This is a genomic window from Pseudomonas sp. TH43, from assembly GCF_016650635.1.
Lineage (GTDB): Bacteria > Pseudomonadota > Gammaproteobacteria > Pseudomonadales > Pseudomonadaceae > Aquipseudomonas.
The window spans coordinates 778,075-791,791 of the sequence record NZ_JAEKFI010000001.1; the positions used below are offsets into that span (position 1 = coordinate 778,075).

A 13,717-nucleotide genomic window follows, 5' to 3' on the forward strand; every position below is an offset into this window, starting at 1 on the left:
GATCACTACAATGCGCCACCGCAACGTAAAAGTGACATGGATGCACACATGCAGTTCAGGAAGAATATCAATGCGTTACGGGCACTTGCCGTTCTCTCGGTGGTGCTCTTTCACTTCAGGATCCAGGGCTTTGGCGGTGGGTTTGCCGGCGTCGACGTCTTCTTCGTAATCTCCGGATTCCTGATGACTGGAATCATCTGTACGGGCCTGCAACAACAGAAGTTTTCCCTCCTCGGATTCTATGCCTCCAGAGCACGGCGGATCATTCCTGCGCTGCTGACGTTGTGCGTCGCACTGTTGATCTTCGGTTACGTGTATCTGCCACTGGATGATTTCCGCGAGTCGATCCGCACGATCAAAAGCAGCCTGCTGTTCAGCTCGAACTTCCTGTTTGCCAAAGATGGCAACTACTTCGATGCGCCCTTGCACGAGAACTGGCTGCTGCATACCTGGTCATTGTCGGTCGAGTGGCAGTTCTACATGCTCTATCCCGTGCTGATCATGGCGCTTTACAGATACTTCGGCGCGCAGAAAACCAGGTATGCGCTATGCGCGCTGGCGTTGGTTTCGTTCGGCGCATCAGTGGTTCTGAGCCAGACATCGCCGATTTTCGCGTTCTACATGCTACCGGCGCGCGCCTGGGAGATGATCGCCGGCGGCCTGGTCTTCCTGTTTCCGCTGCACCTGAAGCCGCGCAACGGTTCGATCTGCGAAGGCCTCGGACTGCTCGCCATATTCATCAGCGTGGTGTGCTTTTCGGAGGACGACCTTTGGCCAGGCTACCTTGCGTTGCTGCCCGTGCTGGGGACGATGCTGGTGATCCATGGCAACACGCAGTCGATGTTCAGTCGCAGCACCATCCTGCAGTTTATCGGGAGCATTTCCTACTCCGTGTACCTCTGGCACTGGCCGCTGGTGGTGCTGCTGTACCTTTGCGGCCTGTTGAGCAGTTGGCCGCACGTTGTGGGTGCAATCGCACTGTCATTGCTGTTGGGCGCGCTGTCCTTCTACTGGATAGAGTCGAAGGTCAAGAACGTCACGACGGCCCCGCGAACGCTCTTCAAATTCGCCTCACTGACGGTCGGCGTCATTGCGGTGGCAGCGATGACGTCGTCGCTGGTCAAGCAATACCCGGCCGCGCGTCTGGCGTTTGTCGACCTGGGACAACCCGAGTACACCAGCAAGCTTTACCCGCAGGAGTGCTACCCCAACGCCCACACCGCCGCAGACTGCAAACTGGGCACAGGAGACGTCTCGGTCATTCTGTTCGGCGACAGTCATGCGCAATCGACCGCTGCCGCCGTGCAGATGGACAACCCGCAAGCTGCCCTGTCCTGGTCACTCGGCGGCTGCCCGCCACTACTGAACTTCGAGATGCGCGACAAGAATTTGCAAAACAAATGCCGCGCGTTCAATCAGGAAAAACTACAGGTGCTGAAGCAATCGTTTCAGGGCGTTCCCGTGGTTCTGCTCAGTCGTGCAGCGCTGTACGCCGACCCGAGCAGAAACAACAGCTACCGCATTCATTTTCCCGAGCAAGCGGCGGCCGGCGACTCTGGATTTGTCGATGCCTACGTTGCCGAGTACAGCAAAACCGTCTGTGAAATCGCGCAGAATCATCCGGTCTATATCGTCAGACCGATTCCGGAAATGCCCTTCAGTGTGTACAAAGGCCTGAATCTGAATCAGCGTTTGTTCCAGCAGGCGTCCGACATTTCCGTGCCGCTGGTGGATTATCAAAAGCGCAACAGGATTGCCAACTTCACCATTGAAGCCGCCGCACGCCAATGCAACGCGACCGTGATCGATCCGACCCCTTATCTGTGTCCGGACGGCAACTGCCGGGGGTCCGTGGACGGCGTGCCGCTGTACTTTGACGACAACCACCTGATCGATGCCGGCAACCAACAGTTGAAAGGCCTGTTCAAAGACGTGATCAAGACTCTCTAAGGGCGCGCCGCAATGCGCCTTCTCGACTTGAAGCCCCAGCCCTGTTGCATGCCCGCGGCCGCCAGCAGAATCGCGCCGACGCCGATCCATTGCAGGGTTTCCAGGCGATGGCCAAAGGCGAACCAGTCGACCAGGATCGCCGCGATTGGGTAGATGAACGACAGCGCGCCCGTCAGCGCAGTCGGTAATTTCTGAATCGCGCCATAAAGCAGCACGTACATCAGGCCAGTGTGCACAACGCCGAGCGTCACCAGGCTGGCCCAGGCACTCGGCGCTTGTGGCAGTGCGGAAAAATGCGCGAACGGTGCGAGCAACAACACCCCGGTGCACACCTGAATCAGCGCAATCAGGTGGGGTGGCGTACCGGTCAGGCGCTTGATGATCAGCGCGGCAATCGCGTACAGCAGCGCCGCGCCCAGCGCCAGGCCAATGCCCATCAGATAGTCGTGACCGCTCTCGCCTTGCGTGCCGTGGGCGCTGACGATGGCGAGCATCCCGGTAAACGAAACGCCCAGCCAGAACAGCTTTTGTACGGTGATTTTTTCGCCCAGAAACAGTGCTGCCAGTCCCACCAGCATGAACGGCTGTACGTTGTACACCGCGGTGCCGATAGCAATCGAGGCCCGCGAGTACGAGGCGAACAGCAGTAACCAGTTGCCGACAATCGCCACAGCGCTGAGCACGGCCAGCAGCAACGTTGTGCGGGTGAGAATTCCCGGCCGCAGAAAGCCGAATGCCGCGCAAATCAGCAACAAGGTGCCGGCACCGAATACACACCGCCAGAACACCACGTCCAGCACTGGTTGCCCGGAAACCAGCACGAACCAGCCGATCGTCCCGGATATGAGCATGGCGGCGGTCATTTCAACTGTGCCTCTAGGGAGTGTTTTGTCCATTATTGATCTCCTGTGGTCGTGGCAAAAGTATGCCGATCCCGCCTTTCAACTCTCCAGCGCTAAAAGCAGGCTAAACTCGATATTTTCCTTTTTTATCGCGGGTAATTTTGCTTGATTGCCTAATACTGGAGTTTGTTCATGACCGACGATATTGATCAGATCCTCATCAACGCATTGATGGAGGATTCGCGGCGCTCGCTGAAAGCACTGGCACAGCTCAGTGGATTGTCTTCACCTAGCGTGGCCGAACGTCTGCGGCGGCTGGAAGAGCGTGGCGTGCTCAAAGGCTACACGGTCGAAATTGACCCGAAATGCTTTGGTTATCAGTTGCAGGCCATCGTGCGAGTGCGGCCACTGCCGGGACAACTGCAAGAAGTCGAACGGCAGATTCAGTCCATTCCCGAGTTCACCGAGTGCGACAAGGTCACCGGCGAGGACTGCTTCATCGCCCGTTTGCATGTACGTTCGATGGAGCAACTGGACACCCTGCTCGATCGCCTTAATACAATGGCTGAAACCAACACAGCGATCGTCAAAAAGACCCCGGTCAAGCGTCGCTTGCCGCCGATGGCGTGAGTGCTTTTTCCGCACGTTCGGCGTAGATTGAGGTTTTTCCGGCGAAGGATTGGCGGTAATGAAAATACAGGCAATGCTGCTCGCATCGTTGATGCTGGCCGGCTGCGGCACGGTGCAGACCGTTGCGCTGAGTGATAAAGACTCTGCGCAAAACCTCAAGGAGAAGAAGACCTATTGCGGAGCCGTACCGCGGATCTACAGCGGCGTGACGTATGACTTCTGCATGATGCACGCCGAACTGCGGGACGGTGTCGATGCCTTTGACTATAACAATGCGAATTTCGGCATGCTGATCGATGTTGGCGCGTCTGGAGTGCTCGATACCTTGCTGTTGCCCTACACGATCTACAAACAACAGGCCGACGGCAGCATCGAGATCAATTGAGCTGAGCGCCTCCGCACGCCCATGCGTACGGAGGCGGCAGCGGTTTACTCCAGCAGTTGCTGCAGGCTCGGGTCACGTATGACTTTTTGATGAGCCTCTGGCGCGGCGTTGCTTTCCTGCGACATCTTCAGCTTCATGCTGGCCGCTTTGGTGCAGGCGTTCTTGCCGTCCTCGTAGATACCGCCCATGTCGCACTTCCATTCATAGAAATTCACCAGACCACCCGACAGCTGCAGGCTGTAGTCGGTGCTTTGTGCACTCGGTGTGAAGGCATGGCCTGCTGGAATGTTCTGGAACCAGCGCATCCATTCAGGTGATCCCGGCTTCGGCGCGTTGCTCTGAAAAGTCGGGTTCATGATCGCCAGTTGCGGCGACTCGGCGGTGGCGTGGCAGCTCAGACAGGAGCTGTTGGGATTGTCCACCGGGCCGTTGAGGCGACCGTTCCAGCCCAGATGAGTGGGTGGCAGTTCCTTGTCGGCGTTGATGGCGGTCTGTTGCAGCGCACTATTGATCTTGGTAACGGTTGGCTCCGGGTTGGTGAAGTCATTGCCGATTTCTTGCGGATCATTGCCCCACATGATCCCCACCGGTACCAGATTGTCCCAGCCGGCCTTGCCGGTTTTCTCACCGTTGTACTGGAAGGTACCGAAAATCCAGCCTGTATCGCTCATGCGCGTGTCACGCACGGCGATGTCCATCTGGATCAGCGCGACATCTTTGATCTTGCGATTGACGGAAGTAAACGTGTCGGTGATGTAGCCCTGCCACAGAACGGGGTTAACCAGAAAAGGCACGGTGTTGCGGTCGATGTCGGCGAACAGGGCTTTACACACGACAGTGCCGTTGGCAAAGCTGTTCGGTTTCGAGGTGTACTTGGGATCGGGGTTTTGCGGGTCTTTCCAGACCTCGCCGATGGTGTAGGCACCGATATCGTTGTAAATGCCCACCGCATAGGTCTGGCCGGTGGCGACCTGGGTTGGCGCCAATTGCTTGGCCTTGATCTGCGCTTCCTTGGTCAACCCATGAATACCTTCGCGGCCCAGTGGGCCATAGTGTTGCCAGGGCATGTGATACCACTGACGCACCTTGTTTTTCTGTACATCCCAGTTGTTATCGACGTTGCCTTCCAGGCAGTAATTTTTCACTTCCTCCATGTAGCCGCGCCAGGTCTCGAAATTGTTATCCGGCTTGGCCGGCAGTTTCTTGAAGAACTCCGGTAGTGGGCCTTTTGGCGCCGTTGCCGGGTAACTCTGGCTGAGTACGAATTTTTCGCCAGTGTAGCTGGCGGGCGGTGCATACCCATAATCGGGATAGACACCGGCACTGGACGCTGCACTGAACAGCGCTGCTGATACTGCGACTACTGCAAGCTTTGATTGGGGCTGGTTCATCGATCGTCTCCTTGACTGGGACAACGCCTGCCATGGCTCGAGATTCACTCCTGCCTTGCAGAGCCTCCATTATTTTTATGGCATCAGGGTCCCGGTTCGATAGCCGGGATACGGTCAGGGTTTAAGCCGATTCTTACCTCTTGCACCTCCTGGGTTTTGCTGGGCGAACGAACACACTCAACCCGGCCAGTAGCCGGTTTACGTTAGTGCTGGAAGTAAACGAGAGAGACGCGAGGGCCGAGTGGGAGCTGCTGCATACCGACTCCTGTCGATCAATTACCGTCCTTCCTTGCTTACAGGTGTAGGTCATCTCAATCAAAGCGCCAGACTTTTTTCTCTATTTTGTAAGTAAAAGGCCATCACTCGTTTTACAGGCAACAAAAAACCCGCCGAAGCGGGTTTTTTGTTGAAGCGGCTGACTATCAGTCATCGCGGCTCATGATGCCGAAGATCTGCAACAAGCTGATGAACAGGTTGTAGATCGATACATACAGGCTGATGGTCGCCATGATGTAGTTACGCTCGCCGCCGTGGATGATGGCGCTGGTCTGGAACAGAATGCAGACCGACGAGAACAGCACGAAACCTGCGCTGATCGCCAGTTGCAGACCGCTGATCTGGAAGAAGAAGCTCGCCAGCGTTGCACCCAGCAACACGAAGAAACCAGCAGTGATGAAACCACCGAGGAAGCTCATGTCCTTACGGGTGATCAGCACGTAAGCCGACAGACCGCCGAACACCAGCGCCGTCATCGCGAACGCCGAGCTGACCACTTCAGCGCCGCCCTGCATACCCAGGTAACGGTTGAGGATCGGGCCAAGCAGGAAACCCATGAAACCGGTCAGCGCAAACGCGGACACCAGGCCCCACGCGGAATCACGGAGTTTGTTGGTGAGGAAGAACAGCCCGTAGAAGCCGATCAGCACCACGAAAATATTCGGGTAGCCAACACGCATCTGCTGAGCCACGAAAGCCATCACACCGCTGAATGCGAGGGTGAGAGCCAGTAAGCCGTAAGTGTTGCGCAGGACGCGGCTAACCTCTAGCTGCTCAGCCTGCACGCTGTTATTAACTGCGTAATCCTGTTCGCGCATGGCGACACTCCTGTTGGTTTGAAACGTTCAGTCGCAAAGATCATAACAGACGCTCTGTAACAAGCCATGCAGAGAGTTTGACAGTGTGTTTCATTCAGGTATTATGGCGCCCGCAACGCAACGGAGGTGTGGCCGAGTGGTTTAAGGCAACGGTCTTGAAAACCGTCGACTGTAACAGGTCCATGAGTTCGAATCCCATCGCCTCCGCCATATTTGTACCGACAAAGCCCTGATTATTCAGGGCTTTGTCGTTTCTGGGATTTACGAAAATTTCCGTCTTTCAGAATGTGTTCCATAACTCGACCTGCTTTCTGCCTTCTCTGCCGCCCTGCCAAACGTAAAACACTCTTCATGTAACCCGGTCCTACGCTGGGTCTTTCACGGAGGAGCGTTGAGTGCCAATTTCAGATCTGCTCCCTTCCCTGCCCTTCAAAATAACGAAAACAAATTCGCACTAGAAGCCGCCATCATGGAGCTCACGAACTAGGTCGCGCGGATTGGCCGACGTCGCAGAAAACGTCCGGCTGACGACTTTGGGCCAAAATTGTCATTGTGGAGAGACCCAGGAAAACCGACAAAAAGACACGAGAACCCAATGGACCCCATCTTCGATTTGATAGCTCACCGTGTTGGTGTTCCCTTGATGTAGAGCGACCAAGAATGGTATTCATCGGGGTTACTGAGAGGCCTGAATGGACTCTCTCCCCTGAGGACACACGGAAATGAGTGCGGGAAAAATTTTGGTCACCGGTGCTGCGGGCAGAATCGGCAGTGCTTTTTGGGCAGCGTATGGCGATGAACTGGATTTGCGTTTAGCCGATGTCGACGTCAATAGTTTTCCGGATTCAGTCGAACACCTCGCCCTCGACATCCGAGATCTGCACAACTGTCTTGCGGCCTGCGAAGGAATAGAAACCGTGATTCATCTAGCGGCTGATCCTAATGCAGATGCTGACTTCATGACCTCTGTCCTGCCGGTGAATATTGTGGGTACCTACAATATGCTGGTCGCCGCGAAGGCTCAGGGTTGCAAGCGTTTCATATTTGCCAGCAGCGCCCAAGCCATCGAAGGTTATCCAAAAGATGTGCAAGTACATGAATGCATGGCGCCCAGACCTGGCAATCTTTACGGCGTCGGCAAAGCGTTCGGGGAGGCACTGGCGTCGATGTATGCAAATGATGGTCTGATGACGACCGTCGCGGTGCGCATCGCCAACGTGGCCGAATTTCATCCCGGGGAGACTCACAGTCCCAGGGATGTCGCTGCGTTTATCAGTTACAGGGATGTCGTCGCGCTACTCAAAAATTGCGTTGAGGCCGAGCTGAGCGGTTTCCACGTCGTCCATGGTGTTTCGAACAATAGATACAAGCGCCTTTCTATTGATAAAACGAAGGATGTTGTTGGGTACGCACCCCGTGATGATGCATTTGCAATTCTGGAGGGGCACCCTGTTTCGTAACTGATGGGGGCGGGTTCTGACAGCACTTGGAAATTTCAACATCCAGACGTCATCATTCGCCGCTACCGCATGCCGAGTATTTTTCGGCTACAGCCCCATTGGAATGACGGTTGAATGAAGGCTTCGATCCTCGCACTCGCCGCACTTTCTTGCATGGGCACAAATGCAGCATTTGCGGCTAGCTCGCAGGCGACAAGTGACACGCTCACCGGCCGGCATCGCCGTAGCTCGGCCGATGAGTGTCCCGACGCCTCCACAACCCAGTAAGAGTGATGCCGCGACGCCTCTCGTTGCGGTGTTCTGATCTTGTTTGTTGCGACTGTTTGGGCGGCATGCGCGAGAGCCGAGAAAAATTTTGCCTGGCGGTGCATCCGCTTGCGCTCCTGCTCCGTACATTCAATACCCTCATACGAAGGGTCGAAGAATCCAGGAGACTCAACATGCACTCGCTCATCAAACGCCTCGCTATCACTTGCCTGACACTGCTATGCCTCGGTGCTGGATCCAGTTTTGCTGCCGATACCGTGATGGTCGGCGGCGCTGCCATGTATCCGACCAAAACCATTGTCGAAAACGCGGTCAACTCCAAAGATCACACGACACTCGTCGCCGCGGTCAAGGCCGCTGGATTGGTCGACACGCTCAACAGCAAAGGGCCGTTCACCGTCTTCGCCCCCACCAACGAGGCCTTCGCAAAACTACCTGCCGGTACGGTCGACACCTTGGTCAAACCGGAACACAAGGCTGACCTGACGAAAATCCTCACTTACCACGTGGTGGCCGGCACTCACACCTCAAAACAGCTGATGGATGACGCCAAAATGCACGGCGGCAAAGTGATGCTGAAAACCGTACAGGGCGAATCTCTGACCGTCATGCTGCACGACGGCAAGTTATGGGTGCAGGACGCTAAAGGAGGCAAAGCCGCCATCACCATCGCTGACGTCACACAGTCCAACGGCGTCATACACGTGATCGATACGGTACTGATGCCGAATTGATTTTCATGGCCGCGGCGGACGCGAAAATGCTCGCGTCCGCCTCAGACAGGGTTCGGCGATCTCTAGCATTGAAAGATTCAAGTATGCGCCTGACAGGCCGATAGACAACGCACCTCAGCGGGACGCGATTCCCCTCCCGCGCGTCTATCAAGGAAGACTCGTCATGAAAAGACTGCTACTTGTCCTGGCCTCCGCCGCCATCCTCACCGCGTGCTCCGATGACGCCGGCAAACAGGAGATAAAAAGCATCCTTGAATGCTCGATGGCAGCCAAGCTCGTCGGTCAGACGGACAAGATCGACATCATCTCCAATCACGCCAATTGGGCATCGGCAAAAAGCGGTTACCAGCCATCGATTGCCGACGCAAAACAGATGCACGATGAGATCAAAGCCAAGTGGAGTCTGAGGTCTCTGCCCAGAGCGGATCAGGACGCATTGCTCGTCGGTATCTATAATTCTGATCACTGCGCAAAACTCCACGAGGGTGCAGCAATCACGGTGAACGACGTACCACCCGATGCGTGATCGCACCGCTGGCAGATAACACAAAGCCCCGATTATTCGGGGCTTTGTCGTTTCTGGCGGGCCAATTTTTTGGCGACTGAAATCTGCTTCAACACAGCGTTACGCAAACCAATAAAATATTGGCACCTTTGCACAACAAGTTGACCTGCAAAAGCATGCCACGGCCCATCGATATCATTAGAGTATGCGCCCTTCGAAAGGAAAGGATTCTCGATGACTCGATCACTCTCACGGCGCGTTGTGGCGATTACTGGCGCCTTGGGGAATCTCGGCGAGACCCTCGCTGAAATGGCAGCCGCCCAAGGTGCAGACCTGGTGCTGATCGATCAGGCGCCTATCGCGATTCCTTGCTCGGCCAAACGATTGATATTGTCGGGAGTCGATCTCACCTCCTTTGCCGATTGCCAGGAAGTCGCTCAGCAGATCAACGACCATTACGGCCGACTCGATGCGTTGGTCAACGTCGCGGGCGGCTATGCATGGGAACCCTTGCTCGGTGGCGCGATAGAAGCCTGGGACCGCCTCTACAGTTTGAACTTGCGCACCGCGCTGAATGCCAGCAAAGCCATGTTGCCGCTGCTGCTGAAATCTTCCGCCGGGCGCATCGTCAATATCGGCGCGAGCATGGCGGCCAAGGCCGGGTTGGGGATGGGCGCCTATGCTGCCTCGAAATCCAGCGTACTGCGCCTGACGGAAAGCCTTGCCGAGGAACTCAAAGACATGGACATCACGGTCAACGCGGTGCTGCCGAGCATTCTCGACACGCCGCAAAATCGCGGGGCCATGCCGGACGCCGACCATCAGCGCTGGGTGACGCCGGCGCAACTGGCCGCCGTCATCCTGTTCCTGATCTCGGAACAAGCCTCAGCGGTCACCGGCACGGGTATTCCGGTGATGGGTCGCATGTAGCGTCGATTGACGCCGTGCGCTCTCGCGACGTCGCCTCCTTCAAATTTCGGAAAAGCAAGATCACCGGATTACCGGACTTCCCCGCCTCCCATGCGACCCGCCACCTCCAGCGCTGCATTCGTCAACCACGTCCTTGATGTCGCCGAGCGACACGGTTGCGATGGCGATTGGCTGTTGAACCAGATCGGCCTCGCCCGCGAACAACTGGCCGACTCCATGCTGCGCGTGCCCATGCGCCATGTGCGCGCGCTTCTGGACCTGACGGCGCGCGTCAGTAACCTTGCGCATTTCGGCCTGCTGGTCGGCGCGGCGGTGCGCCCCGGCACCTACGGCGCGCTCGGTTATGTGTTGATGACCAGCCCGACGCTGGGTGAATCGATGAACATGATTCTGCGTTTCGGCAAAATCGTTTACGACTGCCCCTCCAGCCAAACGCGGATCGTCATCAGCGACGGACGCGTGACACTTGAACATCAACGCATCAGTGAACTGGAACCTTATTGCGCGCTGCATCAGGAAGCGTTGCTGGTCGGCTGGGCGGCGTTCGGACGCTGGTTGATCGCCAGCAACGCGCCCATGCTCGAAGTGCGCATGATGCATTCGCCTATCGGTGATACGGCCCTGTATGAACACTTTTTTGGCTGCCCGGTGCAGTTCGATGCTGGCAGCAATGCGCTGGTGTTTGCCGAGTCACTGCTGTCGAGCAGGATCCACGGCGCCGATCCGCGCGCCCATCGCAACATGCTGCTGGAGGCTGACTGGCAAATGTGCCTGGCCTATCCAGCGCTCACCGCCACCGATCGGTTGCGCGCCCTGCTCACCGAACAACTGCCGAGCGGCGATTTCAGTTTGAAAAGTCTGGCGAGCCAGTTGGCCATTTCACCGCGCACCCTGCAGCGCAAACTGGCGGTCGAGGGTGAAAACTTCAATCAGGTTCTGGAAAACCTGCGCATGGAACTGGCCGATCATTACTTGCGACGCACCGACTCCAGCATCATGGACATCGCCCTGCTGCTGGGCTTTTCTCAAGCCAGTTCTTTCAGCCATGCATTTCGCCAGGCGCATGGCATCTCTCCGGCGGAATATCGCAAAACCCTTCGCGCCAAACCGAATACCACCGCGGCAAGAGTCGACATGGATCGCCAATCGAGGGCTTGATCTGGGTCAATGGCGCCGCGCGGCAAACGCTCAAAATAGTCGCAGAAACTGAATCAGTCGCTACGCAGCGAACTGAATGGCCAACAAGGCCAAGGCGGCAACATGCATCGCGCGCGGATTATCGGGGTAAGCGTCTTTCTGGCAATTCTCAGTGTGGTGGTTTCACTGGGGTTGGCGTGTTACCTGGCGTGGATGCTGGCGATCAATAGCACTCATCAACGTCTCGAAGCCCTCGCCCAAATCGCTTCGCATCAGGCAGACGTCACACTGCGCGAAGCCTCCACGGCGCTCAAAACCTTAGCGGCGTTGCCCCTTGCACCGTGTACCGCCGAGGGCATCGATCAGATGCGTCTGATCGCACTCAACGTTCATTCGGTGAAGTCGGTGGGCTATGTCGAAGAAGAAGTCTTCGTTTGCAGTTCCTGGGGCACCGTAGGTAAACACGTGGCGCCATGGCCGGAAGACTTCACCACTGCGGATGGCGTGCGTGTCTCGGTCAATGTCGAGCCCAGAATCGCCCCGTCAAAACCGATGATGGCGCTGCAATATGCAGCCTTCAACGTGCTGGTCGACCCGAAGCAGTTTCTCGAAGTCGCACTCGATGACAACGTGAAACTGGCGATCGCCGCCAGCAGCGGGCACTTGGTCGGCGCGTCTAGCGCAGGTCTGGATAAAATCCTTGCCCTGTTCCACGGCGGCTCGCATGCCGGGTTGGCGGACGGCTATCTGTACGCCCTGGTCGGGCGCGGCGACTGGATTGCCGTCGCCGCCGTCTCGCGGGACGAGATCTGGAGCGACCTGCGCCGTGCCGAATGGTTACTCCTGCCGTTCGGCGCGATCACGGCAATGCTGTTGTTGATCATGATCTGGCGGGGGGCCAAGCGCCAATTGTCGCCGCTGGCGGAGCTGAAACGCGCCGTGCAGCAACACGAATTCGTGGCGCATTACCAGCCGATCATGGACCTGTACAACGAACATTGCGTCGGCGCAGAGGTGCTGGTGCGCTGGCAGCAACCGGACGGCAATCTGGTCTCGCCATTACAGTTCATCCCTTTGGCTGAGCACAGTGGTTTGATCCTGCCGATTACCGATCAGGTCATCGACGAAGTCATGCGCGACCTGGGCCCGGCACTGGCGGCTGACCCGCGCCTGCACGTGTCGATCAACCTGTCAGCCGCCGATGTCGACAGCGGACGCTTTATGCCGGTATTGCACGCCGCCATGGGCAAATCCCGGGTGCGCCCCGCGCAGGTCTGGCTGGAGGTGACTGAAGGTGGCCTGGTCGACATCGAACGTGCTCGCCACGTTCTCGAAAACGCCAGAGCCAGCGGTCACTGTGTGGCCATCGATGACTTCGGCACGGGTTATTCGAGCCTCAAACATTTGCAGGAATTGCCGCTGGATGTCTTGAAGCTCGACAAGGCTTTCATCGACCGCATCAATAGCGACGGCCAGCCCTGCCCGGTCACCGAGCAGATCATGCAAATGGCTAACAGACTGGGTTTGGAGATGGTGGCCGAAGGCGTCGAGCAAGCGCACCAGATCGACAGCCTCAAGGCGCACCATGTCCGTTTCGCCCAAGGCTGGTATTTCGCCAAAGCCATGCGCGCCAGTGAGTTCCTGCGTTTTTATCGCGAGCACTTGCCGAGCCCTGAGCCGCTTGCGCTCGCTACAAGCGCCTGATGCAGGATTGTGCACAGATGACCCGCAGACGAAAACGGTCGCCTCAAACGCCGTCACGAACCTGCATCAGTGCAAACCCCAACAGATTCAGGCCTTCCCACAGGTTGGGATCTTTCGCCTTCGCGTCATCCTGAGTCAGACCAATGCCCCAAATGTTATCCACCGGACTTGCCTCGACAATGATTCGCGATCCCGTCTCCTTGAGAAACGCGTTCATCTCGGGGTTTTGCGCGAACTTGGCCTGATTGGCGCGCACGACAATCGCATAGCGCTGTTGCAGCCAATCCTGATCGTTGAATCCGCGCACCTTGCGGCCCAGTGCTTTGGCTTCGTTGGGCGTGGAGGCCTGGAGCACTTGCGCACGAATGTCGTCATCACCAAACAGCGCGGCTTTCTCAGCCATCATGAAATGTTCGGCGGTCAGGTAACGTTGCCCATCGACCGTGAATTCGGCGTTGTACCATTGGCTGAAGCACGAAGCGGTCACGCCACTTTTGCTGCGTTGATGGCCCCAGAAAAAAGTAAACTCGAGTTTCTCTCCCGAATTGAAGCGAACGCGAAGCTCTTCAAGATATTTAGAGTCGTGCAATGATGCCTCCTCGGCGACGGCTTGTTTATGTGCGCGATTTAACACGACTGGCGCGGATAAATCTCGATTCACGGGTTAACTCGAGTGAGTAAAGGATTG

The 13,717-nt window shown here is 56.8% G+C and carries 13 protein-coding genes and 1 tRNA gene; 10 read left to right on the forward strand and 4 right to left on the reverse strand.

Translation table 11 applies throughout. The features are described from left to right. Window positions 1-48 precede the first annotated feature (48 nt). Window positions 49-1,950: an acyltransferase family protein gene (locus tag JFT81_RS03335; RefSeq protein ID WP_201226110.1), complete on the forward strand. Its 1,902-nt coding sequence runs from the start codon at window positions 49-51 to the stop codon at window positions 1,948-1,950. On the opposite strand, the gene JFT81_RS03340 is transcribed toward JFT81_RS03335, so the two are convergent. Further along, entirely contained in the window at window positions 1,947-2,846 is a 900-nt protein-coding gene (locus JFT81_RS03340) for a DMT family transporter (protein WP_201226111.1), read from the reverse strand. The genes JFT81_RS03335 and JFT81_RS03340 overlap by 4 nt on opposite strands. A 138-nt stretch (window positions 2,847-2,984) precedes the next feature. On the opposite strand from JFT81_RS03340, the gene JFT81_RS03345 reads away from it, so the two are divergent. Further along, window positions 2,985-3,422 (forward strand): Lrp/AsnC family transcriptional regulator, encoded by a 438-nt coding sequence (locus tag JFT81_RS03345; protein WP_201204153.1) that lies wholly within the window; start codon window positions 2,985-2,987, stop codon window positions 3,420-3,422. 58 nt (window positions 3,423-3,480) lie between these two features. Beyond that, a complete protein-coding gene (locus JFT81_RS03350) occupies window positions 3,481-3,807 on the forward strand; it encodes a YceK/YidQ family lipoprotein (RefSeq protein ID WP_201204155.1) in 327 nt (108 codons plus the stop codon). Window positions 3,808-3,851: 44 nt separating this feature from the next. Here JFT81_RS03350 and JFT81_RS03355 read toward each other — a convergent pair whose 3' ends face one another. Together JFT81_RS03355 and JFT81_RS03360 are read right to left on the reverse strand one after the other, a co-directional pair. Further along, on the reverse strand, window positions 3,852-5,198 hold the full coding sequence (locus tag JFT81_RS03355; protein ID WP_201204157.1) for a hypothetical protein: 1,347 nt from the start codon (window positions 5,196-5,198) through the stop codon (window positions 3,852-3,854). Between the two features lie 422 nt (window positions 5,199-5,620). Continuing rightward, complete coding sequence (locus JFT81_RS03360; RefSeq protein WP_008081508.1) at window positions 5,621-6,292, reverse strand: Bax inhibitor-1/YccA family protein; 672 nt, start codon at window positions 6,290-6,292, stop codon at window positions 5,621-5,623. A 122-nt stretch (window positions 6,293-6,414) separates the two neighbouring features. On the opposite strand from JFT81_RS03360, the gene JFT81_RS03365 reads away from it, so the two are divergent. The 7 genes from JFT81_RS03365 to JFT81_RS03395 all read left to right on the forward strand — a co-directional run bounded on the left by JFT81_RS03365 (window position 6,415) and on the right by JFT81_RS03395 (window position 13,029). Next, a tRNA-Ser gene (locus tag JFT81_RS03365) sits at window positions 6,415-6,502 on the forward strand. A gap of 512 nt (window positions 6,503-7,014) precedes the next feature. Next, window positions 7,015-7,752 (forward strand): NAD(P)-dependent oxidoreductase, encoded by a 738-nt coding sequence (locus tag JFT81_RS03370; RefSeq protein ID WP_201204161.1) that lies wholly within the window; start codon window positions 7,015-7,017, stop codon window positions 7,750-7,752. A gap of 440 nt (window positions 7,753-8,192) precedes the next feature. Next, a complete protein-coding gene (locus tag JFT81_RS03375) occupies window positions 8,193-8,753 on the forward strand; it encodes a fasciclin domain-containing protein (protein ID WP_201204163.1) in 561 nt (186 codons plus the stop codon). 163 nt (window positions 8,754-8,916) lie between these two features. Further along, window positions 8,917-9,279, forward strand: coding sequence for a hypothetical protein (locus JFT81_RS03380; RefSeq protein WP_201226112.1), 363 nt, complete (start codon window positions 8,917-8,919; stop codon window positions 9,277-9,279). Between the two features lie 213 nt (window positions 9,280-9,492). Further along, entirely contained in the window at window positions 9,493-10,188 is a 696-nt protein-coding gene (locus JFT81_RS03385) for an SDR family NAD(P)-dependent oxidoreductase (protein WP_201226113.1), read from the forward strand. 90 nt (window positions 10,189-10,278) lie between these two features. Continuing rightward, window positions 10,279-11,346 carry an AraC family transcriptional regulator gene (locus JFT81_RS03390; RefSeq protein ID WP_201204167.1) on the forward strand — a complete coding sequence of 356 codons (1,068 nt, stop codon included), beginning with the start codon at window positions 10,279-10,281 and terminating at the stop codon, window positions 11,344-11,346. Window positions 11,347-11,448: 102 nt separating this feature from the next. Then, entirely contained in the window at window positions 11,449-13,029 is a 1,581-nt protein-coding gene (locus tag JFT81_RS03395) for an EAL domain-containing protein (protein WP_201226114.1), read from the forward strand. Window positions 13,030-13,072: 43 nt separating this feature from the next. Here JFT81_RS03395 and JFT81_RS03400 read toward each other — a convergent pair whose 3' ends face one another. After that, entirely contained in the window at window positions 13,073-13,618 is a 546-nt protein-coding gene (locus JFT81_RS03400; RefSeq protein ID WP_201226115.1) for an NADAR family protein, read from the reverse strand. Between the last annotated feature and the right edge of the window lie 99 nt (window positions 13,619-13,717).